This window comes from Actinopolymorpha pittospori, from assembly GCF_014873875.1.
GTDB classification, from domain to species: Bacteria; Actinomycetota; Actinomycetes; order Propionibacteriales; family Actinopolymorphaceae; genus Actinopolymorpha; species Actinopolymorpha pittospori.
The window spans coordinates 2,461,762-2,486,482 of sequence record NZ_JADBEM010000001.1; the positions used below are offsets into that span (position 1 = coordinate 2,461,762).

General features: G+C 65.9%; 26 protein-coding genes and 2 pseudogenes. 13 read left to right on the forward strand and 15 right to left on the reverse strand.

Annotated elements, in window-relative coordinates; translation table 11 throughout:
• Nucleotides 1–365: 365 nt before the first annotated feature.
• The gene (locus HEB94_RS11655) at nucleotides 366–707 is read right to left on the reverse strand and encodes a hypothetical protein (protein WP_192749915.1); all 342 of its coding nucleotides are present in this window, start codon (nucleotides 705–707) and stop codon (nucleotides 366–368) included.
• 182 nt (nucleotides 708–889) lie between these two features.
• On the opposite strand from HEB94_RS11655, the gene HEB94_RS11660 reads away from it, so the two are divergent.
• Nucleotides 890–1,042, forward strand: a complete 153-nt coding sequence (locus tag HEB94_RS11660; RefSeq protein ID WP_192749916.1) for a hypothetical protein — start codon at nucleotides 890–892, stop codon at nucleotides 1,040–1,042.
• A gap of 311 nt (nucleotides 1,043–1,353) precedes the next feature.
• Here the strand turns inward: HEB94_RS11660 and HEB94_RS49160 are convergent, their stop codons facing one another.
• Complete coding sequence (locus tag HEB94_RS49160) at nucleotides 1,354–1,512, reverse strand: hypothetical protein (protein ID WP_202896284.1); 159 nt, start codon at nucleotides 1,510–1,512, stop codon at nucleotides 1,354–1,356.
• Between the two features lie 314 nt (nucleotides 1,513–1,826).
• On the opposite strand from HEB94_RS49160, the gene HEB94_RS49165 reads away from it, so the two are divergent.
• From HEB94_RS49165 to HEB94_RS11675, 4 genes are all read left to right on the forward strand, one after another.
• Complete coding sequence (locus HEB94_RS49165) at nucleotides 1,827–1,976, forward strand: hypothetical protein (protein ID WP_202896285.1); 150 nt, start codon at nucleotides 1,827–1,829, stop codon at nucleotides 1,974–1,976.
• A 171-nt stretch (nucleotides 1,977–2,147) separates the two neighbouring features.
• Nucleotides 2,148–2,279, forward strand: coding sequence for a hypothetical protein (locus tag HEB94_RS52400; RefSeq protein ID WP_273375386.1), 132 nt, complete (start codon nucleotides 2,148–2,150; stop codon nucleotides 2,277–2,279).
• A 334-nt stretch (nucleotides 2,280–2,613) separates the two neighbouring features.
• Nucleotides 2,614–2,943: a hypothetical protein gene (locus HEB94_RS11670; protein ID WP_192749917.1), complete on the forward strand. Its 330-nt coding sequence runs from the start codon at nucleotides 2,614–2,616 to the stop codon at nucleotides 2,941–2,943.
• A gap of 483 nt (nucleotides 2,944–3,426) precedes the next feature.
• Nucleotides 3,427–3,861: a hypothetical protein gene (locus HEB94_RS11675; protein ID WP_192749918.1), complete on the forward strand. Its 435-nt coding sequence runs from the start codon at nucleotides 3,427–3,429 to the stop codon at nucleotides 3,859–3,861.
• Nucleotides 3,862–4,014: 153 nt separating this feature from the next.
• Here HEB94_RS11675 and HEB94_RS11680 read toward each other — a convergent pair whose 3' ends face one another.
• The 6 genes and pseudogenes from HEB94_RS11680 to HEB94_RS11700 all read right to left on the reverse strand — a co-directional run bounded on the left by HEB94_RS11680 (nucleotide 4,015) and on the right by HEB94_RS11700 (nucleotide 8,980).
• Complete coding sequence (locus HEB94_RS11680) at nucleotides 4,015–4,683, reverse strand: hypothetical protein (RefSeq protein ID WP_192749919.1); 669 nt, start codon at nucleotides 4,681–4,683, stop codon at nucleotides 4,015–4,017.
• 250 nt (nucleotides 4,684–4,933) lie between these two features.
• On the reverse strand, nucleotides 4,934–5,665 hold the full coding sequence (locus HEB94_RS11685; protein ID WP_337917619.1) for a formylglycine-generating enzyme family protein: 732 nt from the start codon (nucleotides 5,663–5,665) through the stop codon (nucleotides 4,934–4,936).
• A 176-nt stretch (nucleotides 5,666–5,841) separates the two neighbouring features.
• Complete coding sequence (locus HEB94_RS49170) at nucleotides 5,842–6,438, reverse strand: IS701 family transposase (RefSeq protein WP_238362151.1); 597 nt, start codon at nucleotides 6,436–6,438, stop codon at nucleotides 5,842–5,844.
• A gap of 1 nt (nucleotide 6,439) precedes the next feature.
• Nucleotides 6,440–7,102: pseudogene (locus tag HEB94_RS54505) on the reverse strand (IS701 family transposase); the annotation flags it as partial.
• Nucleotides 7,103–7,464: 362 nt separating this feature from the next.
• A complete protein-coding gene (locus tag HEB94_RS54510) occupies nucleotides 7,465–8,055 on the reverse strand; it encodes a GNAT family N-acetyltransferase (protein ID WP_420481526.1) in 591 nt (196 codons plus the stop codon).
• Between the two features lie 550 nt (nucleotides 8,056–8,605).
• Nucleotides 8,606–8,980 carry a hypothetical protein gene (locus tag HEB94_RS11700; RefSeq protein ID WP_192749922.1) on the reverse strand — a complete coding sequence of 125 codons (375 nt, stop codon included), beginning with the start codon at nucleotides 8,978–8,980 and terminating at the stop codon, nucleotides 8,606–8,608.
• A gap of 472 nt (nucleotides 8,981–9,452) precedes the next feature.
• Here HEB94_RS11700 and HEB94_RS11705 point away from each other — a divergent pair, with 472 nt between their 5' ends.
• The 3 genes from HEB94_RS11705 to HEB94_RS11715 all read left to right on the forward strand — a co-directional run bounded on the left by HEB94_RS11705 (nucleotide 9,453) and on the right by HEB94_RS11715 (nucleotide 13,344).
• Nucleotides 9,453–10,832: an IS1380 family transposase gene (locus HEB94_RS11705; protein ID WP_192751886.1), complete on the forward strand. Its 1,380-nt coding sequence runs from the start codon at nucleotides 9,453–9,455 to the stop codon at nucleotides 10,830–10,832.
• A 245-nt stretch (nucleotides 10,833–11,077) separates the two neighbouring features.
• A complete protein-coding gene (locus tag HEB94_RS11710; RefSeq protein WP_337918522.1) occupies nucleotides 11,078–12,046 on the forward strand; it encodes an IS110 family transposase in 969 nt (322 codons plus the stop codon).
• Between the two features lie 206 nt (nucleotides 12,047–12,252).
• Complete coding sequence (locus HEB94_RS11715; RefSeq protein WP_192748806.1) at nucleotides 12,253–13,344, forward strand: IS110 family RNA-guided transposase; 1,092 nt, start codon at nucleotides 12,253–12,255, stop codon at nucleotides 13,342–13,344.
• A gap of 1,218 nt (nucleotides 13,345–14,562) precedes the next feature.
• Here HEB94_RS11715 and HEB94_RS11720 read toward each other — a convergent pair.
• Complete coding sequence (locus tag HEB94_RS11720; protein ID WP_337917620.1) at nucleotides 14,563–15,063, reverse strand: phosphoribosyltransferase family protein; 501 nt, start codon at nucleotides 15,061–15,063, stop codon at nucleotides 14,563–14,565.
• Nucleotides 15,064–15,862: 799 nt separating this feature from the next.
• On the opposite strand from HEB94_RS11720, the gene ltrA reads away from it, so the two are divergent.
• The gene (gene ltrA / locus HEB94_RS11725; RefSeq protein WP_202896288.1) at nucleotides 15,863–17,284 is read left to right on the forward strand and encodes a group II intron reverse transcriptase/maturase; all 1,422 of its coding nucleotides are present in this window, start codon (nucleotides 15,863–15,865) and stop codon (nucleotides 17,282–17,284) included.
• A gap of 1,440 nt (nucleotides 17,285–18,724) precedes the next feature.
• Here ltrA and HEB94_RS11730 read toward each other — a convergent pair.
• Nucleotides 18,725–19,120: an HAD family hydrolase gene (locus HEB94_RS11730; protein WP_192749924.1), complete on the reverse strand. Its 396-nt coding sequence runs from the start codon at nucleotides 19,118–19,120 to the stop codon at nucleotides 18,725–18,727.
• Nucleotides 19,121–19,198: 78 nt separating this feature from the next.
• Here HEB94_RS11730 and HEB94_RS11735 point away from each other — a divergent pair, with 78 nt between their 5' ends.
• Both HEB94_RS11735 and HEB94_RS11740 read left to right on the forward strand, forming a co-directional pair.
• The gene (locus tag HEB94_RS11735) at nucleotides 19,199–19,594 is read left to right on the forward strand and encodes a hypothetical protein (RefSeq protein WP_475555088.1); all 396 of its coding nucleotides are present in this window, start codon (nucleotides 19,199–19,201) and stop codon (nucleotides 19,592–19,594) included.
• Nucleotides 19,595–19,889: 295 nt separating this feature from the next.
• Nucleotides 19,890–20,087 (forward strand): hypothetical protein, encoded by a 198-nt coding sequence (locus HEB94_RS11740; RefSeq protein ID WP_192749926.1) that lies wholly within the window; start codon nucleotides 19,890–19,892, stop codon nucleotides 20,085–20,087.
• A 625-nt stretch (nucleotides 20,088–20,712) separates the two neighbouring features.
• Here HEB94_RS11740 and HEB94_RS11745 read toward each other — a convergent pair.
• The 5 genes from HEB94_RS11745 to HEB94_RS11765 all read right to left on the reverse strand — a co-directional run bounded on the left by HEB94_RS11745 (nucleotide 20,713) and on the right by HEB94_RS11765 (nucleotide 23,532).
• On the reverse strand, nucleotides 20,713–21,051 hold the full coding sequence (locus tag HEB94_RS11745) for an ATP-binding protein (protein WP_192749927.1): 339 nt from the start codon (nucleotides 21,049–21,051) through the stop codon (nucleotides 20,713–20,715).
• A complete protein-coding gene (locus HEB94_RS11750; RefSeq protein WP_192749928.1) occupies nucleotides 21,029–21,175 on the reverse strand; it encodes a hypothetical protein in 147 nt (48 codons plus the stop codon). The genes HEB94_RS11745 and HEB94_RS11750 overlap by 23 nt, the downstream gene beginning before the upstream one ends.
• Before the next feature lie 150 nt (nucleotides 21,176–21,325).
• Nucleotides 21,326–21,844 (reverse strand): NUDIX domain-containing protein, encoded by a 519-nt coding sequence (locus HEB94_RS11755; protein ID WP_192749929.1) that lies wholly within the window; start codon nucleotides 21,842–21,844, stop codon nucleotides 21,326–21,328.
• Nucleotides 21,845–21,936: 92 nt separating this feature from the next.
• On the reverse strand, nucleotides 21,937–22,596 hold the full coding sequence (locus tag HEB94_RS11760; RefSeq protein WP_192757192.1) for a hypothetical protein: 660 nt from the start codon (nucleotides 22,594–22,596) through the stop codon (nucleotides 21,937–21,939).
• Between the two features lie 132 nt (nucleotides 22,597–22,728).
• Nucleotides 22,729–23,532, reverse strand: coding sequence for a GNAT family N-acetyltransferase (locus tag HEB94_RS11765; protein ID WP_192749930.1), 804 nt, complete (start codon nucleotides 23,530–23,532; stop codon nucleotides 22,729–22,731).
• Between the two features lie 234 nt (nucleotides 23,533–23,766).
• Here HEB94_RS11765 and HEB94_RS54515 point away from each other — a divergent pair.
• Together HEB94_RS54515 and HEB94_RS50485 are read left to right on the forward strand one after the other, a co-directional pair.
• A pseudogene (locus tag HEB94_RS54515) lies at nucleotides 23,767–24,174 on the forward strand (alpha/beta fold hydrolase); the annotation flags it as partial.
• Between the two features lie 91 nt (nucleotides 24,175–24,265).
• A complete protein-coding gene (locus HEB94_RS50485) occupies nucleotides 24,266–24,640 on the forward strand; it encodes an alpha/beta fold hydrolase (RefSeq protein ID WP_238361495.1) in 375 nt (124 codons plus the stop codon).
• Nucleotides 24,641–24,721: the final 81 nt, after the last annotated feature.

Genomic DNA, 24,721 nt, shown 5'->3' on the forward strand with positions numbered 1-24,721 from the left:
AGGCTCCCGCTCCTCACGTTCGACCATACGTCCCACTTCGAAGCTGGCCCCGGTACGGACCCGTAGGACGAGCTACCGACCTGCCTAAGATCACCCGGAACCGTGCTGCACGAACCGTCACTTCGTCCATGCGGCCTGAAGTGTAGACGGCAAGCTGAGCCCGAAGCTGCTTCCCCAGCGCTGCTTCGTAATGCGTAGGTCCTGGGCGTGACTCCCACTGCCCGGTCCACCTGACACGGGGCTTGACCTGCTGAAACGCTGGGATGGGTTCGCTGCCCGCCGAGCCCGGACAGGCTACGGGCCCCCGGTCTCCCGGACCAAGCCGGGCCACCGGCCAACCGCCGCCCCTTTGCGAGCAGTTGGAGCTAGATGACCGTGACTGCTGCAGCCATCAGGAAGGTAGCAGCCGATGACACCAACGCAACCGAGGCTGCGGCGGCCACACGCCGACTTCTCGAAGTTCCTCGGGCTGCCAGAATGGCCACGGCGATGACCCAGGGCGCGGCGGCGATGCAGAGGTCGATGGCGGTGGCTGCGGCGAAGCCCGTCCCGCCCTGTACTTGGTTGTAAACGAAAGTGGCCCAGATCGCGGACGCGTACACGCTGACCGCGACTGCGATGACCGTCAACGCAACGACTCCGACAGTCTTTGCACTCATCGCCATCATCGTCTCCGCCTTGCGCATCTTCGGGAACCCCAGGCGCATGGTCCCACCCCAGCGGCGAGCTCCGGTATGAGATCTTGCTGACAGGCGAGCTCCATCGGGCATCGCTTGTGGTTCGCTCGTGCAATTAGCGTGCTATTACCCCGCCTGAAGTTGGCCGCAGCCGGCCAACCCGGCGTTCCGATCCGGCCGGCAGCGTGTCGTGCGAGCTGTACCGTCCACACATGCTGCTGGTCCTGCTGACCATCGTCCTCATCGGCGTCGCCCTGATTGCCGGCAAGACCCTGGCGACCCGAGTGCCAACATGGATCCTGGTCGTGGTCGCCATCATCCTGGCCTTCGCCACCTGGTCCATCGTCGGCGACGTGCAGACTTAGGCATGCAGCAACCGATGTAGCAGTAGCACCTGACGGCACTGGACCAGGCGACCCCCGATCATCGCCGACCGGCAGGCGAAGGCCACCGGTGGCCCGCCCAGACCTGAAAAGCGAAAGGTCGGCGGCCGGGCGTGGCTCCCACAGCTAATCCCACCTGGCATAGGCCCTGACCTGCGGAGATACCTGACCCGGGTCACTGCCCGCAGGGGCGGGACAGGCTCTGGGCTCCGGCCTCCCGGACCAAGCCAGGCCACCGACCAAACCCGCCGGCCCTCCGCGCTTCGCCGCCGCGCCCGTGGTGATCCGGACAGCTAGGGTCCCAGCGTGATCAGTGATGAGGGCGAACGCCTGGCGTGGCGGCCGCGCAGCTTCTGGCTGAGCTGAACTGTTGCGAGATCGCGCCGGGACTGACGGATGCGGAGTTCGATCGGGTCGAGCGCGAGTTCGGCTTGGTGTTTGCTGATGACCACCGAGCCTTCCTCGCGGCTGGGCTCCCCGTGGGCCAGCCCTGGGAGGAAGGTCAGACCTGGGAGAAGCCCTGGCCCAACTGGCGCAACGGTGACCCTGACGAACTCCGCCACCACCTCAACTGGCCGGTCGACTTTCTGTTGCAGGACGTCGACAGGGGCACTGGGGGACGGAGTGGGGCGAGAGGCCGGAGACTCCGGAGGAGGCCGTCACGACGGCGCGGCTGCAGCTGGCGTAGGTGCCGAGGATGGTGCCGGTCTACGCACACCGATTTCTGCCGGCCGATCACGGCACTTACGGTCACCCCGTCCTGTCGATGCGAGGGTGGGACATCATCTACTACGGCACGGACCTGCTCGACTACATCAGCTATGAGTTCCGAGAACCGCGCCCAGAGCCTCCTGAAGACTGGGCGCCTCACGCGACGGTGTCGTTTTGGCGCGAGTACCTGCAACAGCCCCGCTAGGCAGACCGGCCGGATCGTCCGCTCTGGGACGGCCCGGCGTGATGGCAAAGTTCCAGTGTGTGTGCGGGTACGTGATCTCGACGAGTGGTGACATACCGCACTCGTACCAGTGGGGCGCTTCTGTCCGACGTCGACTTCGAAGCGTTCTCAGGATCGGTCGACGCTGATCAGATGTATTTGCAAGCAACGGTGATGTTCCGCTGCCCCCACAGCGGTCACCTGTGGATCTACTGGAACGGCATGGACGAGCCACCTGCCATGTACTGGCCGGAGCCGTACTGCGGTGCGTCGGACGAAGGATGACCCTTGTGCCAGTCACCCGGCGGCGCTCCACGACGGGGGAGCGGCTGCGCCGTACAGCGGAGAAGTACAGCAACCAGGCCGGCCAGAGGCACCCGATCATGATCGCTATCACCTCGCTGACCTGCGCAAACGCGTCTCGTGGATTACCGCGCCCGTTGATGGCATGGAGAGGGCCGAAGGACCGAGACGCCCCGGGGGCAGGGGACCTGCTGAGCCGAACCTTGACCAGACCGTCGCCGTCTCGATCCAGGAGCGGAGGTCGGTCCTGCGCCCCATCCCTGCGAGCGTGTTGTTCCGGCTCCAGGCCGCGCTCCCAGGTGCCATGATCACGCCGTTGTCGACAGCGTATGAGGTGAGCGCCGTGGACCTCCCACTTGTGGCCATCGACCGCAATAACTGGGTCGGTGTCTTCGACTCAGTTGCCGAGCTCACCGGGTACATCGAGTGGGTCGATGTCCTGGACGGTGAGTACCAGCTGTGGGATGCGGCCGGCCGCCGGCTCCAACTGCGCGCGACCGATGACGGCAGGATCGAGGTCGCGAGCACCTGCGACGTCGAACACGAAGCGCTGAGGAAGAGGTTGACCGAGTACATCAGCGCAGCAACCGCACCGCTGTCGCCGGCGACGGACCAGGACCCCCGAGACCTCTCCTCGCCGACCTGATCGAAGCGTGCCGGCCGCTTGAGTAAGTGACGTCGACCCGACCCGGCGTGGTCTCAGTTGTGGTCTCAATTCCCGCCAGTTCAAGCCCGTTCAGGACCCACCAGAGCACCACGATCCACGCCTGAACGAGGCCTGCCAGCCACCCGCGAACAGCCTCCGTGCTGCTTCGTAATGCGTAGTTCCTGAGCGCGACTCCCACTGACCGGTTCACCCGACATGCGATCTGACCTGCGGAAACGCTAGCGTGTGCTAGTTGCCTGCGGAGCCGAGCAAGGCTAGGGGCCCCGGCCTCCCGGACCAAGCCAGGCCACCGACCAAACCCGCCACCCCGCCGTTCCCGGTTCGGGCTCCAAACGGCTCCGGCTCTGTCATGATCACGCAATGACACCGCCTCGTCGCCGCGTACCGCACTCGGCCTGGATCGCCGTCGCAGTGTTGACCGCGGTTGCCGGCTAGTCGCTGCTGTGGTTCGCCGGCCAGGTGGTGAGTGTCAGCCGAGAGCCGGGCCAGTCGAGTCGCGAGTACGTCGCGGACCAGCAGGACCAGGCAGACGGCGTGCCAATCGTCCTGCCGGTGGACCTCCCTGACGGCTACGACTCCGGAAGCGACTACGGCAACATCAACCTCGACAAGCGCGACGAACCCTATGACACCCCGGCGACTGTCGACGGCCGCGAAGTGAGCTTCATACCCGTCGAGGGCGTCCAAGGACACGATGGGCTCCCCGCCATCCAGCTCTGCATCGAGGACGCCAACGCGAAGGACGCGGTATGCCCCAGCGACCCGCACGCCATCCACCGACGCCACGGAGGAGCCCTGCTCACCTTCTACGCTGCCAGTGACCGTGACCATGACCTGAGCGCCTGGCAGACCGTCGAACTCACCACCGACCTCAACAAGGTGACCTGGCTCCACTGAAGCCCCCGCTGCCTGCTGAGACGAAGGCTCGTCACGCACCTCGAGCGCCAAAAGGATGCGGAGGAGGGACACCATCACGCGGCTCGTTGCCGGCCCACCGGCGGGTGCGGGCGAGTAGACACGCCTGAGGAAGACTGATGGGACGACCCACCTCTAGATGGGTTCAAGGAACTCCTCCGCAATCCACGGCCGATTACCCCGTCTCCCGAGGTGTTGGATACTCGCCGTAAGAAGCGGGCGAGTCAGTTCTGCCGTCGACATGACATCAGATGTACCGGCCCGCGCTCGCAGCGAACGTGCGGCGAGTTCTACCAGGTCATCGGTCAAGTTCCAGCCGGTCAGGAGTCGGAGGACTGCACGAGCAAGGGACGGCCATGGATGATCGGGGTCATCAGGTCCCAGTATGTGGACGTCGCCGTCGGACACGCATTTGAGGCGCCCGGGATGCTCGCCCATCGATCCGCGGCCGAGATGAAGGTCCCAGCCTCGTGGAGCATGTAGGTAGTTTGCTGCCATCGGGCTCGATGGGTGCACGGTTACCACGTCGCCCAGCCACAGGTCTTGGAACTGGTCAGCAGTGGCGTCCACGATCGTTCCGTCCGCGAGCCGATTCCAGCAATGCACCCAGCTCACGGTGCCATCGAGGAGTCTCAAGTAGCCCGACTGGGCTTCCCATCCGAACTCGGCTTCGAGCGCGCCCGAGACGTGTCCACATCGGCCGTCGTTTGGCCGCGCGTCGCGGAACCGTACTTCGGCGCGCAGCTCGTAGATGCGCCGCAGGACCGCAGAGTCCATCAGATCGTCGCCTGTCGCAGTCGTCACCCGGCCAGCGTTCCAGCCGCAAGATTGAGTAGGCAACACCAATTCGGGTGGGGGCTCGACGGCACACGCTCTCGCAGGACCGTCGACGTGCCACTTGCGTGCCAGATGGAGCGGCCGATCATGGTCTGTCACGGCAATAATGGTCACCACCGCACGTCCGGGCCACGAGGTCGATCGACGCTCAGCCGAGCGTGGAACACGAATATGCCTTTGCAAGGCAGGGGGTGAGCCGGCCCGATCCATCCGTGCGCTACTTGAGATGTGCCGCGGGGCGGAAGCCGTGGTCGTTGGTGTCTCGGGAGTCTGGTGGGTAGCACAGGCGTTGCGCGCCGCGGCTGGTGTGGGCTGTGGAGAGCCAGGCGCCGCCACGTAGTGAACGGCAGGGGCCAGTTCCGCGAGGGCTGAGCCAGCAGGCCCGGTCGAATCTGCCGCCGGATTGGAGTCGGCTGCAGCCACCGTTGAGCCAGCGGCGCCATTCGTCGTAATCGGTGAATGGCCGGCCGGCCGTGTCCTCGCCGCAGCGACAGACGCCTGGCCGCCAGTCGTCGCCCCAGGGGAAGGTCGAACCGGCGGGTCCTCGGGCCGCGTACTCCCACTCCGCCTCTGTCGGGAGCCGGACACCTGCCCAGGCGCAGTAGGCGGCGGCGTCATCCCAGCTGACCGAACTCACCGGCAGATTCTCGCCGCCCGGGATCGGTGCCCCGTCAGCCCAGGCGCTGTTCCACGGGCCGTGGACGGCGGCGTCGACCGGGGCGGGGTATCCGGTGGCAAGCATGAACCGGTGGTACTGGCCGATCGTCACAGGGTCGCGGTACATCCAGAAGCCGTCGAGTTCCACCTCGTGGGGGAACAGCTCGCCGATCCAGTCTGTGCCGCCGACCTGTCCGTCGAACCACCGACGGTCCCAGCCGTATCGTTCCCACAGCTGCAGCACCGCTGCGCGATCCGAGCCCATAACGAACGACCCAGCAGGAACGAACACCGTCGCAGCACCATCGACTGGATTGGTCGCCTCGTCCAACAAGGCCCTAGTAGGACTTTGTCAGGTCGGGGCTGTTGATTGGATGCGGTCGAGGTTGATGGGTTGTTGGCAGGTGGGGCAGGCGCCGGCCAGGAGGGCGAGCACGATTTGCAGCTCGCGGATTACGGCATAGAGGGTCAGGCCGGCGCAGGGGCTTTTGGGTCGAGTCGGAGCATGGTGACAAAGGCTTGGGCAAGGGCAGCGAGAGTGACGTGGCGGTTCCAGCCGGTCCAGGTGCGCCCTTCGAAATGGTCCAGTCCGAGTCCGGTTTTCAGTTCGCGGTAGTCGTGTTCGATTCGCCAGCGGATCTTGGCCAGGTCGACGATGTGTTCGATCGGAGTGTCGGTGGGCAGGTTGGTCAGCCAGTAGTCGGTGGGTTCGTCGGTGTTGTCTGGCCATTCGACCAGTGCCAGCTTCAGTCGCAGGCTTCCGTCCTCGGCGCGCGTGTTGTTGCGATTGGCGGGCCGCACCTGCACCAATGCAAACTTCGAGGCCATGTCCGCTGCCGGATTTCCTGCTGTTTTCCGGGTTCCTTGTCGCCAGCACACCTGGGAGAATGTGTCGCGACCGGCAGCCAAGGCCAGCTCGCGCAGACTCATCGGCGGAATCGGATAGCTGGGCTTGGGACGAGGGCCACGGCCCGAATAGGCCGCGGTGACCAATTCGACGTCCCCAGGGTAGACACTGGTGTCGGCCTTGACCGCGACCACGTAGCCCAGTCCGCGTTCTTCCAATCCCACCCGAAAATGGTGTGGCCTCGCCGTAACCGGCATCAGCGACAACTGGCAGCCGAGGAAGGCGCCACACACTGACCTGCTCATCCAACATGTCCAGCGCCAGCCGCCACTTCTCCCGGTGCGCCACGTCATCGCCCAAGCCGGCCTTGGCGCGCCGGACTCGGACCTGTTGCGCCGTCACCGGATCACCGGCGAAGCGCTCGTCCCACGACTTCGGACAATACAACCGCCAGTTACCCGCCACCGATGCCGTATCACTGACTTGGTGCAGGCTCACCCCGATCTGGCAATTACCCGTCTTGCCGAGCGTCCCGGAGTATTGCCTGGCCACACACGCCGACGCCGGCCCGTCCTTGGCGAACCCCGTATCGTCAACCACGTAGGCGATCGGGTCGATCACCTGTGCCGCCCACTCGGCAAGATTACGCCGCACCGCGGTGAAGTCCCACGTCGAAGACGAGATGAACTGCTGCAACTGCTGGTGATCGATCCCGAGCCGGTCCGCCATGGGCTGCATCGACTTACGCCGACCGTCGATCAGCAACCCACGCAGATACAGTTCACCCTTGACCCGCTGATCGCAACGGGCAAGACAGCCAAGCATTCCCGCCGCGAACTCCGCCAACTGCGGCCTCAACACCGCGATCTCTTCAGGCGTCATACACCGACCATGTCAGACCCAGAGCAAGATCACAGACCACGACACACCTAACGAAGTACTACTAGCGGTTGTCTCTGGACGATCCGGTACGCGGTCAGCCACGACGACCATGGTCCACTGACAGTTGTGCGGGCGGCCGGCATCTCGACCACACCTGGACCATCACGCCAGATCGGGAACTTCAACCCTCGCCAGCACGTACATCGAGACAAACCAGCGTCCCTCGCCGGCTCGGCGTCGGCACGTGCCTTGAGCTCGAAGTGGCGCTCGCTGAGGGCGGTTTCGACTCGCGAGCAGACCGGTGGTGGCGGCTGAGGGCCGATGGAACGCATCTCGCCGGCCGAGCGACTCACCGACTGGCGCTAGTTCGTCGGCGTGGAGTCGCTTGGCAGATGTGAGTAGAGCGCCATGTCATGCCACCCGTCGTCGTGAAGCGTGCTCGATCGGCAAACTCCCTCGAAAACGAAGCCTGCGCCAACCGCGACCAAGCCCGAGATTTCGTTCTGCGTCGAGTGCATGAGCCGAACACGTTGGATGCCTACATCGTGCGCCCAACGTGTCGCTGCGGCCGTTGCGCGAGTGGCAGCCCGTTGTCGACGACCAGTAGGCGCGACCCAATAGGTCACCTCCCCAGTGCCGCGGCGGGGTGAGAAGTGGACCGCAACGCTCCCGATTGGCGTGTCCTGCGGCGAGTGGATGATCACCCAACTGGCGCAGGTCTCGGCGACCCAAGCGGCTTGATCGGCCGCGATCCATTCCTCGGCTTCGCTGATCGACCCGCACCCTCGGAAGTACCAATGCTCGATGTCACGGTTCGAGAACGCTTCCAGCACGAACGCTGCGTCACTCTTCAACCACGGCCTTAGGGACAGATTCTCATCCACGGGTATCGAAGGCTGCGGCTGCGAGCCGATGGCACCCGCAGGTAGGACACTCGGTACTAGTCGAGGCATCTACGCGAAGCCCTCCCGCATCGGAACCGAGCCGCTACCCGCACAGAGTGCCCGACACTTGTAGTGAGCGGCAGTCGGGTGCCCATCATGCAAGCCTGTGTAGTCCTCGACCCTCCGGCGGGCCGACGTGAACCCCCGCAGGTTGGAACTCGTCGCACCATCGCCGAGATTCCCGTCCGACAGCTTGCCATGCACCAGCATCTCCTCGGTCGGTTCATCGGACAACCACCAAAGACCCTAGCCGTGTCCCGGTCAGGTCAGCGAGGTGGTTTGGCCGGCCACACTCGATCGAGATGGCCATTCACCGGCCGTTCGCCCCTTGGCGTATGGCCGAGGATGGTCCGGTTCCATCGGCGTCGGGTGGGCGACCTTGTTATCCGTAGAGACGGGCACCGCGAACGCGACCTGCTGGTTCGCGCTCCCGAGTCGTCGACCAGGTGCTCATCGTCGCCTCGTGTTGCATCTCGGGGGGGTCATGTTGGGGTCAGCCTGAACCGCGTCCGTGTCGGGAGGGGGTCACCTTGGGGCCGGGGAGCCTCATCGCGGTCCACTACAGTCCGCCGATCGGTGCGATCAGCACCTCCTCTGCTGGGCAGACCCACACCGCCTGCCGGTCGCGGGTGGAGACGATGAGTGGATGGCGGTGATGCGGGCACGGCGGCCAGTTTGTTGGTGCCCACCGTCCCTCGATCGCGATTTCTTGAACTTGATCAGCGATCATCGCGACGCGCTCGAACTCGGGTGCGGAACGGTCTACCCAGATCCCGGTAGCGCCGAGGCCTTCAGGGGCCAACACCATCGCCTCGTCGGGATCCGGGTTACTCGACGGGCCTGTCCAGCCGTCCGCGAGACGAGGCAACCTGATGCCAGGACTCCGGAGATCGCGTTGCACCGGCTCCAGCGCCTGCCGCAGCACCTCGTCCATCGAGTCAGCATCGCAGGTCGGCCGACGCCAGGAGAAGGCTCGGGGTGTTGCGCTCCGAATCGACTGACGATGGGGCCACGAGTAGCCCTGCCTAATGGGGGTTATCGGGTCAGCCGCTGGCAGACTCGGTGATCTGGTAGCGGCCGTTGGGTGAGCACTCCCTCTGCCTGGCAGTGGATGCCTGTTGCAAGACCGTGCCCTCGGTGGTCGCGAGGAGGATGGACAGCTGATGGGGTGTCGTGCCCGCTGGCTTTTTGCGTGAGCACTGTTCCATTAGCCTCGGCTATTCACGTGGGTCGGCGGCACGGGGTCTAAATGCGGCGGAGTGCCTTGTCTGTAAGGAAGAATCGGTGTTTGAGGACAACGATCTTTCTTGCAGAAAGGCACTCCGTAGGTGAAGCGTAGCAAGGGTTCGTCGGGTGGGAAGAAGGCACGCCGAGGCAAGGATGGTTCGGCTGGCGGCAGGGGTGGCGTGGCTGGGCCGCGGTTTCGGGTCAGCTCGGATGGGCACGGGTTGGCCTCGCATGCGGGTGTGTCGATGCTGCGCGAGCTCGCTGAGTTCGTGGGTCTGACCAGGTTCGTCACCCAGGCGTTGGCTGACACGTATCGGGGCCCGTGGCTTCACTCCCCGGGGCAGGTGTTCGCTGATCAGGCGTGTGCGATCGCCGATGGGGCGACGTCGACGTCGGGGATCGCGGTGTTGCGGGACCGCCCGCAGCTGCACGGGGCGGTGGCCAGTCAGCCGACCGTGTGGCGGCTGGTCGACAGGATCGATGAACGGCATCTGGGGCTGGTGCGTCAGGCGCGGGCGAAGGCGCGTGAGCGGGCCTGGCAGGCGGGAGCGGCCCCGGACCTGGAGGCCACCGGTGGGTATCTGCACATCGACTTCGATGCCACGATCACCATCGCTCACAGTGAGAAGTCCGGCGCGGCACCGACCTGGAAGAAGAGCTTCGGGTTCCATCCGCTGCACTCCTATCTGGACCGGCCCGAGATCTCCGGCGGGGAGTCGCTGGCTGGGATCCTTCGGCCCGGAAACGCCGGGTCGAACACCATCGCCGACCACAAGACACTGCTGGACCTGACCCTTGAAGCGCTCCCGGAGTCCTACCGGCCTGGCGTCGACGGTGCGCCGGAGATCCTGATCCGGGCCGATGCGGCCGGGGCGACCTACGACTTCGCCGCCTACTGCCGGCAGAAACACTGCGAGTTCAGCTTCTCCACCGAGTCGACCCCCACCTATGTGGGGATCGCCGACGCGGTGGACGAGCAGCTGTGGGCGACCGCGATCGAAGACGACGGGATCCGTGACGGTGCCATGGTGTTCGAAGCCACACACTGTGTGGATCTGTCGAAGTGGCCGCAAGGCACCCGGCTGATCCTACGCAAGGAACGCCCGCATCCGGGCGCCCAACTCCAACTGCACAACACCACCAGTGACGGGATGCGGCTGACCGCGTTCATCACCGACACCCCGGCCCGTGTAGTCCCCCACCAGATCCAGGGACTGGAGCTACGACACCGCCAGCACGCCCACGTCGAAGCACGGATCAAAGACTCCGGCCACCTCGGCCTGGGCAACCTGCCGCTGGACGCGTTCTGCCACAACCAGGCCTGGTTCGAGATAGCGCTCGCCGCCGCGGATCTGATCAGCTGGGCGAAACTGCTCGGCTTCAAAGACCACCCCGGGATCGCCAAAGCCACACCCGAAACCTTCCGCTACAAAGTCCTACACGTCGCCGGAAAAATCGTCTCCACCGCCCGACAGCTGTATCTGAAACTGGACTCTTCCTGGACCCCCAGCCCCGCGATCGAGAAAGGCTGGACGCGCATCCGTACGGCCTTCGGCTAACACCCGCCGTCCCTGACCACCTCGCGAGCCGCAGAAACGGAGACCCGCAAACCCCCACTGAACAACAACAACCGGCCCCCAACCGCCGGGCCCGCCAGCCTACCCGCAAGCAGCTTTCACAACCACGCAAGCCCAAACAAGAATCGATCACCACTAGATCAATTTCCGTGAATAGTTGAGGTTAGGCCGCTGGTGTTCTCCTCGACGCTACCTGGCAAGGCGTTCTCGATGTGGCGCGGGAGGCTGTGTTGCTGTTCGTTGGTGACGATTGGGCTGAGGACCATCACGATGTGGAGCTTCAAGACGAGTCCGGTCGCAAGCTGTGCACGGCTCGACTGGAGGAGGGCGTCAGCGGGATCGGCCGGCTGCATGCTCTGATCGGGCAGCAGTTGGGTGAGGATGCCAGCCCGGACCAGGTGCTGGTGGGGATCGAGACCGACCGTGGGCCGTGGGTGGGTGCACTGGTCGCGGCTGGCTACAGCGTGTACGCGGTCAACCCGCGGCAGGTCGCCCGGTTCCGGGAGCGGCACCGAAGTTCGGGAGCCAAGAGCGACACGGCCGATGCACACGCCCTGGCAGAGATGGTGCGCACCGACTCCCACCAGCTCCGCCAGGTTGCCGGCGACAGCGCGCAGGCCGAGGCGGTCAAGGTCGTGGCTCGGGCGCACCAGAACCTGATCTGGGAACGCACCCGGCACACCCAGCGGCTACGGGCGGCGTTGCGGGAGTACTTCCCGGCCGCGTTGGACGCCTTCGCCGACACGGGCCTGACCGGCGCGGACACTCTCGAGCTGCTCGCACGTGCGGCGGACCCGACCGCCGCGGCGAAGCTGACCATCGCCCAGATCAGCGCGGCGATGAAAAGGGCCCACCGCAGGAACATCGCCGTCAAGGCAACCAAGATCGCTGCCTGCCTGCGGACCGAAGAGCTCGGCCAGCCGGAGCCGGTGACCGCGGCCTATGCGGCCGCTGTCCGGGCCGAGGTCGCGCTGCTCGGCGCGTTGAACACGCAGGTCAAGGCCATGGAGGCGCAGGTCGAGGCCCATTTTGGCCGGCACCCGGACGTTGAGATCTACCTCAGCCAGCCCGGCATCGGGCAGATCGTCGGCGCCCGGGTGCTCGGAGAGTTCGGCGACGACCCAGATCGTTACACCACCGCCAAGACGCGCAAGAACTGTGAGGATCATGGCGTGTCGTCCCAGGCCGTGGCCTGACCCGCGCAAGAACTGGCCGTGATGCCTTCGTGTAGATCTGTCGGCCACGGCCTGGGACGGTGCGTGCGGCCGCCGGACCGGCGGGGCGTGTCCCGATAGGGGCCTTGCCGTGAACAGGGCACCATCACAGTTCTGACCGCCCACGCCTGGACCGGCGGTGGCCTTCCGTCCCCATGGCGATCAGGAGTCAGACGACCATGCCCAGCATGTCCCAACCCGTGCGGCGCGACCAGGATGAGACCAACCTAGACGACGTCGTCGTCGGCGTGGATACACACAAGAACACGCACACCGCGGCGGTGGTCACGCTTCTGGGTGCGCTGCTGGCCACCGCGACGTTCCCCGCGACCACCGCCGGCTACCGGGAGCTGGTGGCCTGGACGCGTGGTTTCGGGACGCTGCGGCGGGCCGGCATCGAGGGCACCGGCTCCTACGGCGCAGCGCTGGCCCGGTACTTGCGCTGCAAGGGTGTCGAGGTGATCGAGGTAAATCAGCCTGACAAGGCCACCCGCCGCCGGCGGGGCAAGACCGACGTCATCGACGCCGAGTCGGCCGCCCGCGCGCTGCTGTCGGGCCGGGCCACGGCCGCGGCGAAGACCGGGGACGGGCCTGTGGAGATGCTGCGGATGTTCAAGCTGGCCAAAGCATCCGCCCTCAAGGCTCGCACCCAGACGATCAACCAGCTCAAAGCCGTGCTCGTCGCCGCCGACCCGGCTCTGCGGGAGGCGATGTCCGGACTGAGCAACACCGCCCTGGTCCGGCACTGCGCAGCGCTGGAGGCCAGCACGCCCGACGATGTCGTCAGCGCCGCGGCCTACACGCTGCGCATCCTGGCCCGCCGGATCCTCGCGTTGACCACCGAGATCAGCGACCTGGAGCAACGCATCACCGAGGCGGTCAAAACCCGAGCACCCAGGCTGCTGGACCGGCCCGGCATCGGCCCCGACAACGCCGCGACCCTGCTGATCACGGTCGGCGACAACCCCGAACGGCTGCGCAGCGAGGGATCCTTCGCGTCGCTGTGCGGTGTCAGCCCGGTCGAGGCGTCCTCCGGGCAGACCACCCGCCACCGCCTCAACCGTGGCGGCGACCGCAACGCCAACGCCGCGCTCTACCGCATCGCCCTGTCTCGCCTGCGCTGGGATCCGGCCACCCGCGACTACATGCAACGCCGCATCAGCGAAGGCAAGACCCGACGCGAGGTTCTGCGCTGCCTCAAACGCTACATCGCCCGCGAAGTCCACCAGATCATCACCAAGTCCACACCAGACACAACCGCCAGTCCCGCAGCGGCTTGACATCCATAGGGGCATCTACGCCGGCACCAGCCCGATCACCATCCAGTCAGGCAAGAAGAAGACCGTCTACGCCAGGTACATCCACAACGACCGACTCGTTGACGCCCTGCAAAAGCAAGCGTTCGCAGCACTCACCGCCTCACCAGGCGCCCGCACCTACTACGACGCCTTACGCCTCCGCGGAGCCGGTCACAACGCCGCCCTGCGCCAGCTCGCCAACCGACTCGTCGGAATCCTCCACGGTTGCCTCAAGACCCGCTCCCACTACAACGAAGCAACAGCCTGGTCCCACCACGCCAACGCCGCAGCTTGACTAACAAGCGCCATGGGGTGTCTTGCAAAGGCAAATCCAGGAGTCACGCTCCACCGAGTGGTAGATCACCCCGCCGGGCGCACTCGGCCGATCTACCCGCGGGTGACCGCTGTAGTCCATGATCGGCCCCGTCATCTGGCACGTATGTGGCACGTCGCGGCCTCACGCTCGTCGTGGGTGCCCGTCCACGACAATCCAAGCCGTCGACTTCTCCCACCACCTCCGTCGGTGATTCCCCGGGCGGGCGGAAACCTCTTGTGACTTCCAGTTGCCCGCCTGTTCGGTGCCGGCCGTGACTATCGAGGTGGCCGTACCTGCCGCTGCCCATCGACCAGTCGGGCGTGGTCTACGCCCACGGCCCGTACTCCCATGTCCAACCGGATGTGCCCAGCGGCGACACCATCGAGTTCGAGTGGAACGACAGCGCACCTATCCGGGCACGTCACGGAAGTTCTGGGTCCATGTGCCCGCGCAGTACGACCCTTCCGAGCCGGCGGCGCTGATGGTGTTCCAGGACGGCTGGTGGTATCTCGATCCCGACGGGCAAGTTCGCGGCGGAATCGTCTTGGACAACCTCATCCACCGCAGGCTACGACTTTCGCCTCGTGCTGGGCGATGGTGGCCACAGCCCGAACCACGGTGGCGTCCTGCTGCCCGACGCCCTGCGCTGGCTGTGGCGGTCGGAGAGCAGCTAAGGCCATCTGGCAGATCCCTGAGCGGAACTGCTGGCTTGACCGTCCTATCGGCTAACGGCGCGTACATTGCCCGACAGCGCCCAGCTTGGAAGGCTGGCGCGGACCCCTGGTCCCGCGTGGTGAATGCCCCTGAACGACCGCGGGTGACTGGTGTCGGCCGTGTCTAATGGCACGCTGATTGCACACTGGGCCCGCCGACATCCTCGCTCGCTAGAGTTCTCGGACGTGAAGCAAGCTGCGGAGGTTGAGTGGCCGTCGCAGCTCAGGCCGTTCCAGGCTGTCCACGATCACGGATGCGCCGAGCCAGGTAGCCCCGGCGTCTGCGACCAGACCCTGGCATGCAAGCGCCTGGGCACCGGTGGCGATCCAATCGTCGACGAGCAGTGCCCGGTCACCGCTGTTGATGAGGTTCCGTCGGAACCCCAACGTGAGATGCCGGTCCTCATAGTCCGGGGGTGTCGTGCGCTGCCACAGTCGGTCGCTGGCGGCTGACCGGGCCGGATCCTTGCGAACCTCGATCAGCCCCAGACCAAGGTGCTGCGCAACGAGGGAGCCGAGGAGGCATCCGCGGGATTGGAGCCCGAGCACCACAGTCGGGTGAGTGTCGCTGAACTGGTCGGCGAGGGCTGGGCCCAGCGACGCCAACACTTCGGGGTCGCGCCACCAGCCGGTCTCGTTCGCTGAGCGCCACTCGTCGTTCCGGTCGCGCACCCATTCGAAGGTGCGTCGGAGGCGTTCTCGCAGTTCGCTGGTTGGTAGTGATCGGTTCCTCACGGCCTCGACAATGCACCACGTCCGGTCGGAACGTTGAAGGGGCGTCGGGGTTTGGCCGGTGTCCTGGTGCGCCGTGAGGCGCTGTTGGTTCGAGTGGAGGTGAGAGACCTTTGCCGCTGGGTTGTCGCAGCAGCCTGGTGAAGCTGGGGGCAGCCTGATCCGGGAGGTGCCGGGGAGGGTGGGAGCAGCCCTGACAAAGCCGGGGTGGGCCAGTACTGCCAGATGGTCTGGGTCCGGTGAGTGTGGTGGAGAGGAGTACGCGAGGAACCGGCGTTTTACGTCTCACAATGGCCTACCGGCTCGAACCTGGTGGATGAGGGCCGGGTGCGGTGCGCACTCACCTGCTGGTGTGGGTGGGGAACTTCCTGGGCGGCTTCAGGACGTCGTTTAGGGAGGCCACGGCGAAGTGCTGCGGGGTAGTCGTGGCGATGCCGCTGGGGCATAGTCGGGCTCCTCCTTCATCGAGCGAATCGACAGTGAACACGGGAACCTCCCTGGTCCTTGCCCCTTTCTGCGCCTCCAACGTGGGTGGTGGGCTGGGCTCACCGTCAGCCGATCGGTCTGGGGAGGGGCGGAGCCGCCGTAGTAGTCCGAGGCCGGGAGAGCCGGCCACATGGCGAAGGGCGGCAGCGGAATCGTGGAGGGGAGACATTCTGTAATGCCGAAAGACGCGCCGGTGAATGCGGGCGCTCCGGCCAGCGTGGTCCCGGTGGGGACTGGTGGGCGGGTATCGGGGATGCAGGCCAAACTCCACCGTTGGGCGGCGGCCGATCCAGGCCGCAGGTTTGACGACTTGTTCAACTTCGTGCATGACCCGGCCACGCTGGCTGCGGCGTGGGACAGGGTCGCGGGTAACACCGGAGCCAGGACCGCGGGAGTGGACGGTGCAACTGCCGCCCAGATCGAGGTCGAGATCGGGCTTTCGGTGTTCTTGGATGAGGTGGCCACCGAACTGAGGGCGGGAACGTTTCGTCCGCTGCCGGTGCGTCAGCGCATGATCCCCAAGGCGGGCGGCAAACTGCGCGCGTTGGGGATCCCGACGGTCAAGGACCGACTCGTCCAAGCGGCGCTGAAACTGGTGCTGGAACCGATCTTCGAGGCGGACTTCGAGCCGTGCTCGTACGGGTTTCGGCCCTTGCGGCGGGCACATGATGCGATCGCTGAGATCCAGCGTTACGGCACCCACGGCTACCGGTGGGTGCTCGACGCCGACATCGAGGCGTGCTTTGACCGCATCGATCACGCGGCCCTGATGGACCGCGTGCGGCTGCGGGTCAAGGACAAGCGTGTGCTGGGTCTGGTGAAGGCGTTCCTCAAGGCCGGGGTGATGACAGAGACCGGTCACCGTGAGGACTCCGACACCGGCACCCCGCAAGGCGGGATCTTGTCTCCACTGTTGGCCAACATCGCCTTGAGTGTGCTCGATGAGCACCTGATGAGGCCATGGAGGTCGGGCGGGGAACAAGGCACCGCCAGCCGACGCGCCACTCGACGTGGCAAAGGGCACCCCACCTGGCGGATCGTCCGCTACGCAGACGATTTCGTCGTGGTGGTTCATGGGACCCGGCGCCATGTCGAGGCCCTGCGCGAAGAGGTCGCCCACGTGCTCGCTCCGCTGGGTCTGCGGCTGTCACCAGCCAAGACCCAGATCGTGCACATGAGCGACGGGTTCGACTTCTTGGGGTTCCACATCCAGTGGCGCCGCAAGCCAGGCACGAACCGTTGGCACGTCTACACCTTCATCGCCGACCGGCCCATCCAGTCGCTGAAGGACAAGATCCGTGCCCTGACGAACAAGAGGTCGCAAGCTGACCCCAGGCAAACGCTGATCAGGCTCAACCAGATCATGCGCGGCTGGTCCAACTACTTCAAGCACGCCGTATGCAAACACGTCTTCAGCACCCTGGAGAACTTCGTCTGGCGACGAGTGATCCGATGGCTGGTGACACGGCACCGCCTGAGATGGAACGACGTACGCCGACGGCTCATCGGCCCCAACGGGCGATGGACGCCGATCACGGTGGACGGGATCGCCCTGTTCGACCTCCAAACGGTGCCGGTCACCCGATACCGCTACCGAGGCAACACGATCCCCAGCCCCTGGACCATCCAACAACCACACCCAACGGCAGAGACCGTGGAGAGCCCGGTGCGGTGAAAGCCGCACGCCGGGTTCGGCGAGCGGCCCGGGGAAACGGACCAGTGGCAACACCGGCACCGCGCCCCGGGCCGACTCAACCATCGGGTCGCGGAGACTGGGGGGCCGTAAGCTTCCGCGGCTCGGGCGGGTCCTTGGCCTGCCCGCGGTGGCCCGAGGTGGCCCCGGTCTTAGGGACCCGACCCGAGGGAGGTGGCTAAAGCCTGACGGCCCGGCGACCACCTCAACCACGGCTCCCTCGCCGTCGTGCCGCCCGGTGAGCCCGAGGACGGCGCGCCAGCGCCGCCCGCAAGGGCGGTAGCCGGGCGGTGCGCCGCGTCAGCGGCGCTCTTGACTTCTAAGAGATCTATGCAGCAACGCAGAGGCCAGTCCCGGTGTCCTATGCCAGGTTATGCACGAGACTGCAACAGGCAGGGTATTGCTGTTGCTGAAAGTTTGGGCAAAGCTGATCGCAGTCGGTGAATCGGGGGGACATCATGTCGTATCTCATGGTCACGGAGGCTCCGCCGGCTTTGATGCGGGGGTACCGCTCGGGGGTTCATGGAACGAGCGTGGAGGAGCTGATGGTTCCGGTCAGCTTGCGACATGCGTGGCAGCGGGACAGTTCGACGACGGCATGCGGCTTAGACGTGACGGACTGGCACTGCTGGGACTTCCCTTACGCACCGGATCCCCCGCCCAACGACCAAAGGGACGCGCCCTGCGCGGCGTGTAGCGCCGTCGTCAAGGCTTCGGCTGAGTCTTCTTCACCCCAAACGGACCCGCCAGCGGAGATGCTTACGCCTGGTTGGCAGCTCGCCTCCGTGACCTCCGGTGCGGGTCTGACGACCGGTGTTTGGACAAAGGACGGTACGACCGTCACAGCCACAGCTGCCGATGGCTTCGTCGTGTACGCCGAAACCCACGACGCTGACGGATACGACGACAGTGAGGGATACGCAGCAGTTGGCGTCGGACGGCGCGCAGGAGGACCAAAAGATCCGACGCCGAAGATGAGCCAAGATCAGCTTTCGGGCATGGTGTCGGCCACGTTCGGCATGAGCCAAGCAGAGGCCGATGCGTGGGTTGAGTCTCTTAAGGAGACTGGTTCGGATGCTGGGCCTGATGCCCCATCCTCTGGGTGAAGCACGTCATCAAGTGAGGGTCGCGCACTGCCGAGTACGTTGGTGATCTGGCCGCGCGTGACCTGGCGCTGTCCAGCATCCAAAGGCGGGTGTCACGACCAGATCGCGGTGCCGCTGCGCCCGTCTGCGCGATGCCCGGACACGACGGTCGCCCACGCCGTACTCCGCGTCTACAAGCGCGACCGCCCCGCAGCCGCCCACAGGAAGCGCCAAGCGCCGCCGATCACGCTCGATCGCTCGCGCGCCAGGGGGACGGCGACCGATCCCGAGGCGTTGCCAGGCTGCGCGCCAGGTGATGCGCGACATCCTGAGCCCGTCAGGACGTGGGTCGGCTGCTTCGGACCGCCTGGGCGATGGCCGCCATGCTGCCGGTCACGGCATGGGCCCCGGCGTTGACGAGGCCGGGGAGCCGCTCAGGTGCCTTGGCGTAGCCGATGCTGTGCACGCCGGTCGCGTGGGCGACCTCGATGTCTGTGAGGGAGTCGCCGATCAGCACCGGCCTCTGCTGGTCATCGAGGAGGCGGAGGGCTCGGTGCACAGGGTCCGGGTGTGGCTTCATCAGGTCGGGCCGGGCAGGTGTGCGTCCGGTGATCGCCTGGACGAGTTCGCTGAGTCCGTGGTCCTCGAGGTAGGTCCGGATCGACTGCTCGGAGTTTGTTGCTGACGATGATGATAGGGCGGCCGACCTCGTGACATGCGCGGATCGCGTCATGTGCTCCGGGAGTGGGGGTTCCCTCGCGGGCGGCTTCGATCTCCCCGGCGATGAACGTGTCCTCGACCCGGTGAGCTTCTGGCGTCGTATCTCGGCCCGGATGGGCTTGGTCGGACGGCTCCGGAGACGTTCGCTGGCAAGGTGCCGGCGGCGCGCTGGCTCGCGACTGTCGAGGCGGAGATCATCCAAGGGCGCTGGACTGATCCGTTGCGCGGCAAGGTGCTGTTCGCGGACTTTGGTGACCGATGGATTACTGAACGATCTGGGCTTCGTCCACGAACGCGCGACCTGTACCGCTGGCTGTTCGGCAAGTACCTCACACCGAGCCTGGGCCGGAAACGGCTTGACGACCTTGACGCCGCCGTGGCAATGGCGGCATGGGCTGATCTCGTCGGGTGTGTCAACGACCGTTACGGCGAAGACGTATCGGCTTTTGCGCGCCATGATGAACACCTCAAGCCGCGGCAACGATGAGAAGTGAGCCGGAGTGGCGGCGGAACCTTCGCGACGCGCCGAGGTCTGTCAATGGTTCTGTCAATGAAACGCCGTCGTCGAGGGCCAGCCGTGACAGGTCAGACAGGCAAATGGCCAGGTCAGCAGGTGTGGCAGCCGGTTCGGGACTGGTCGGCCCTCTTTTAATCCGCGGGTTCTGGGTTCGATCCCCAGGCGGCCCACCGCATCTGACCTGGGCATATGCCGCGATCGAAGGCTTGCCCAGCCGAACGTCTGTCAATGGTTGTGTCGGCGGCCGCCCCGGCGAAGGGACGCCGTGGGTGGCGTGCAGCGCGGCTTCGTCGGCCAGCGCGGCAGCTCGTTTCAGGTCCTCGTCTGCGCCGGACCTGACCCGCTGGCCAGCGAGGACACCTACATCAGCGAGTCCACTCGCGACCGTCGCCAGGTCGAGAAGGTCCGGACGCGGCTGCTCGCGAAGGTCGACCAGCAGCGCCCATGGGCTAGACGAAGGTGACCCTCGGCTACACCATCGACGCGTGGCTGCAGGTGCACGAGGCTGACGAGCGGACGCTGGAGGGGTTCCGCGGGTACTCCGAGCGCACCATCAAGCCGGCCCTGGCGACGTGCCTATCGCGAAGGTCAGCGGAACCATGATCATCTCCGTCATCTGGCACGCCGCCCTCAGATCCATGACTGCCTCAGGGTGTGTACTGGCACCCCGGCTACCGTCACCGCATGTCCCGGTCTTCCAAGGACACCCGACGCTGGTGCCGCAGCAAGGATGGGCTCGAACATGTCCCGATGGTGACCATGCCGTCGGCAGGCTCAGTCCGCTGCCATTCACATTCGTGGTGGAACCTCGACGAACCGGTCTGGTCCTGCTGGCACGTCTCGATATGCAAGCGATGCGGCAAGCGCCTAAGCAAGGAAGTTCGGTGCCCCGACCTGCCGCAGGGAATGAAGCAGCTCGGGATCGACTGGCCGGACTTGCATGGCGGGGAGTGACCGAAATTGCCGACCTCGCTATCCGTAGGAACGGGCGCCGTGGTCACGAGCTGGTCGTCCGCGCTCTGGAGGTCGTCGGCCTGGTGCTGATCGTCGCCCGGTGTTGTAGGTCGTTGGGGTCGGTCACGCTGGGGTCAGCGCCGGGCTACGCATCTGGGGTTGGCGCCGCTGGCGCGTAGGCGTTCGACGAGTTCTTCGTGCTGGGTCGGTGTGAGCTGCATCCACAGTCCTGTGCCGGTGTCGCTCGCGCTGTAGATCAGATCGTCCGCTTCGGTGTAGCCCTCCGCGTTGATGGTGAACGGCGATAGCGCCACCAGGAGGTCGAACTGGTCGTCATCAGTGACTTCGACCTCGATGCCGACGTAGCCCACGGGGTGGCTCGGGTCGTGTTGGCGCGCATCTTGTGTTCTGGCGAGGTCGGTCAGGCGCTGGACAGCGTTCTGGGTGCCCTCAGGGGCCGTCGGAGATGGCATCGACCCAGGCCCGACGAAGCGTGCTACGCAGAACATGCAGTGCCTCGCGGTGAGCGGCGATCACAGTGGCCCCGTCCGCGGTGTCGTCAAGGACGAACTCCTGGCGGCCGATGGGTCTGGACACCTGGCCCTCCTCTACTCGGGGGTCGTGAGCCGAGTGCGGGCATCTTCCCAATCGCTGTAGTCCTCGGCCGTGAGCGGCCTGGAATGGCCGTCCGAGACCTCGGCTAAATGGCCCGCGGATGGCCCGCCGCATGCCCGTGGGTGCAAGGGTTTAGTGCCAGTCCGTGGTCTGTTTCAGCGCGACGTCGACGATCTTCGTATGTGCATAGCGGGTGAGTTGGTCAGGTGACACCCATGCGGCCATGTCCGAGGTGCCATCGACTTCGTAGCGCAGCTCGCCATCGACAATCTCGACGCGGTACATCACGTTCACGCTGTGGACCCGATGTCCGGCGAGTGTGGTCCAGGTGTTGGAGTGGATGCCGATCAGGTTACGTACCCGGGCCGCGTAGCCGGTCTCCTCCGCGACCTCCCGGATGACGGCCTCTTCAGGGTGCTCGCCATGATCGACGCCGCCGCCAGGAAGAGTCCATGTTCCAGACGTGTAACGAGACAGCGAATCGAGCCACCGTCGGCGAGGCACACGGCGTAGGCGCCGATCCGTTGGATGCGCGAGTCTGATGATGTTTCGCCGGAAGATGGCATGATCAGGACCATACTGTGATTGCTGGCGCTCCCGTGAGGCAGAAGAACCCAACCTTCTTATCCGTGGAACGGGCACCGTGATCACGAGCGGCTCGTCCGCGCTCTGTTGTGGTCGGCCTGGTGCTCGTCGTCGCATGGTGTTGCCACTCGTTGGGGTCAGGCTGGGGTCAGTGCGAGCTATGCGTCATGCGAGTGGCTGCTTTTCGGGACGAGCCGAAGCCAGTGATCCACCTCGCTCCAGTGGGGAACTTGGTCGACCGGCATACCGCGGCGATGCGTTGTCGGCGGCGCGTCTGGGGCCGATGGTCGCGCCAGCGCGTCGCGGTGCGGGAAGGACGTGCCACCGGCGGGTTTGTTCTGCACCGCCCCGCCGAAGGCCTGAGTGAAGAAGTTGCTGTCATCGGTGGGTGCGTCGTTCATGTCCTCCTGGATCTCCTGGACAAGCCATCGCCGGCGACCGTCGTAGTTCGGCGCGCCGCCCATCTCGGGTTCTGTCGCGAGATCCCACTCATAGGTCCAGGCGACGGCGAGCGTGCCGCGAAGCGTGTAACGGTGCCCGACCGTTGGCCCGGGTGGGTCCTGATAGCTCAGGAGTAACAGCCCGCCCGTGTCGAGGACCCAGTGGTTACCACACGATCGGGCGGTGCCCGTCGCCGCGTAGAGGCCATGGCTGGAATCGGTGGCTCGAAGGCCGTCACCGACCTCGGCCGTATCCCGACGGTCCGCCGAGATCGCCAAACCGCCGACGAAGGTGTCCCCGACTCGGAGTGGTTCGATCTGGCCGTCTCCTACCAGAGCAAAGTCCAGCCGGGCCCAGAGCGGCTCGTGGGCAGTCATGAGTCCGAGCCTAGAGCTGCTCTCCGAGTTCCTCCCGTCGGCCGGCCAGCGCATGATCAGGGTGGTGGGCAGGGGAGGGGTCGAACCGTCGACCTTCGGCTTTTCAGGGGAGTGATGCGCCTGGAAGTGCCGTCAGGTCCCGGCAGTGCCTCTGTACAGCGAGCAGAGCGGGTGGAGTTTCTCTGCTTCGCCGTCTCGAGGTCGGTGGAGTCTCCATGTCCAGCCGATCTCGAGGAGGTTTAGGCGGTGAGCTACGCGCTGTGAGGACAGGTTGTCGGTGTCGGTGCTGTAGAAGAGGTGGCGCCCTGGTGCGCGCACCAGCGGTACCCAGGCCGCGGCTGTTGCGGCCGCGTAGCCTCGCCCGCGGAACCGGGGGTCGGTCCATACGCCGCATTCGCCGGCGCTCTTCGTGAGCGGTCCCGGCGTGTGGCAGATCGAGATCGCCCGCCCGCTGTCGGTGATCATGGTCCACGGGCCGAGTTTGCCGTCGAGCAGCTCGCTCCATTCGATCGGATGCCAGTTGCCCGGGTTGGCGCCCCGCAGCGCCTCGGTATCCGCTCCGTCGGAGCGCGTGATGGTTGTGCCGACGGCGGACTCGGTGTCTTCCAGGATGACGTCGTCAGGGATGACATAGCTGGGGCCCGAGGTGTGCGTCAGTTCTCCATTGACCCGGGCGAGGATCCGTTCGCAGGCGGTGAGCGCCGGCGGCGGCTCGATCGGGCTGGACGGCGGTGGCGCGCGGTCGAACTCGGCCACGAGTTCGGTGGCCGTATCGTCTGCCACGTCGGAGCCGATCCACAGCGACTGGCCGTCCGTGGAGGACGCGATGGTGGCGCCGTAGCAGCCGGCGATACGACCGCGGGCGTCGAAGGATGCGCCGGCCTGGATATGGAGCAGCTCCAGGCCGGGAGGGTGCGGGTGGTGAGCGGACGACATCGACCCGGAGATTACGGGGCGAAGTTGTCGAGCGGCAAGAAGGCGGAGAAGGCGAAGTTGGGGACGTCGACCAGCTCGCTCTGCAGGCCGAGCGCGCATGATCCCATCCGATTCAGGCCACCGGCCAAGGCCTGCCGCCCCTTAGGGTTCCGCCGCCGTTGCGCGTCCAGTCTGAGCCACCGCCGCCAGGAGTGGTCCGGCTCCTTTCGGTTCGGCTGCGCGAGACTCTGAGCCATGACTGGTGAGGCGCACGTCTTGATCAACGGGGTCCGGCACTGGGTGCGCAGGGCGGGGGATGGGCACCGGCGCGGGTCCGTCCCTCTTGTTGTGGTCCATGGCGGCCCTGGAGGAACGATCTATGACTTCGAACGCCTGACAGGACCGGCCATCGAAGCCTTCGTCCACGTCGTCTACTACGAGCAACGTGGCTCTGGCCGCACCGATCGGCCGGTTGACGGGGCCTACTCGATGCCGCTGCTGGTCGAGGACCTCGAGCAGTTGCGCGTACACCTGGACGTGCCGAGGATCTGTCTGCTTGGGATCTCCTTCGGCGGAGATCTCGCGGCCGAGTACACCGTTGCCCGTCCCGAGGGTGTCGAGAGGCTGATCCTGCACGGCACCGGCCTGTCGGGACCGCTTGCCCAGTCTCCGCAGTCAGCGGGATTCGACGCGGTGGCCGCAGATGATCAGGTCCGCAATGCAGTCCGGGCCGCCTACCAACAAGGTGGGCCAGATGCAGTCTGGGACGTGGTTGATCGCGAGACGGTTGATCGGTTCCTCTTCCACCAGCCCGGCGCGTGTCCGGCACCTGTGGGAGGAGAGCGGGATCGTCAACACCGGCGAGATGGCAGCAGCGCTGGCGAAGCTCCCGCCGCGGGAGATTCCGCTGGTAGACCAGCTCTCGGCTCTGGACGTACCGACCCTGATCATCATCGGCCTATGGGATCGAAACGCCGGTGTCGACGCATGCCGTGATCTGGCCAGCCGGCTACCACAAGCGAGACTGCGTGTCTTTGAGGGAAGTGCCCATTTCCCCAACGTCGACGAACCGGGCCGGTACGTCGAGGAGATTGCGAGCTTCATGGTTGGCGGACTGACCCGAGCGTGACCCGACGACCTGCACCGTCGGACGTCGATGCCACTGGTCTGCCTGGGCCAGGAGAGCAGGCCTTCTGGGCCGGGCCGTGGA

Excerpts from the sequence above, each read along its gene's own strand:
- HEB94_RS11765 (WP_192749930.1), bottom strand. The coding sequence starts at position 23,532 with ATGTCGTCCGCTCACCACCCGCACCCTCCCGGCCTGGAGCTGCTCCAT.
- HEB94_RS52400 (WP_273375386.1), top strand. The coding sequence starts at position 2,148 with ATGTATTTGCAAGCAACGGTGATGTTCCGCTGCCCCCACAGCGGTCAC.
- HEB94_RS11745 (WP_192749927.1), bottom strand. The coding sequence starts at position 21,051 with ATGCCATCTCCGACGGCCCCTGAGGGCACCCAGAACGCTGTCCAGCGC.
- ltrA (WP_202896288.1), top strand. The coding sequence starts at position 15,863 with ATGCAGGCCAAACTCCACCGTTGGGCGGCGGCCGATCCAGGCCGCAGG.
- HEB94_RS50485 (WP_238361495.1), top strand. The coding sequence starts at position 24,266 with ATGCAGTCTGGGACGTGGTTGATCGCGAGACGGTTGATCGGTTCCTCT.
- HEB94_RS11760 (WP_192757192.1), bottom strand. The coding sequence starts at position 22,596 with ATGACTGCCCACGAGCCGCTCTGGGCCCGGCTGGACTTTGCTCTGGTA.
- HEB94_RS11730 (WP_192749924.1), bottom strand. The coding sequence starts at position 19,120 with ATGACGCGATCCGCGCATGTCACGAGGTCGGCCGCCCTATCATCATCG.
- HEB94_RS11715 (WP_192748806.1), top strand. The coding sequence starts at position 12,253 with ATGTCCCAACCCGTGCGGCGCGACCAGGATGAGACCAACCTAGACGAC.
- HEB94_RS11700 (WP_192749922.1), bottom strand. The coding sequence starts at position 8,980 with ATGGACGAGGTGCTGCGGCAGGCGCTGGAGCCGGTGCAACGCGATCTC.
- HEB94_RS11660 (WP_192749916.1), top strand. The coding sequence starts at position 890 with ATGCTGCTGGTCCTGCTGACCATCGTCCTCATCGGCGTCGCCCTGATT.
- HEB94_RS49165 (WP_202896285.1), top strand. The coding sequence starts at position 1,827 with ATGCGAGGGTGGGACATCATCTACTACGGCACGGACCTGCTCGACTAC.
- HEB94_RS11655 (WP_192749915.1), bottom strand. The coding sequence starts at position 707 with ATGCGCCTGGGGTTCCCGAAGATGCGCAAGGCGGAGACGATGATGGCG.
- HEB94_RS54510 (WP_420481526.1), bottom strand. The coding sequence starts at position 8,055 with ATGCCTCGACTAGTACCGAGTGTCCTACCTGCGGGTGCCATCGGCTCG.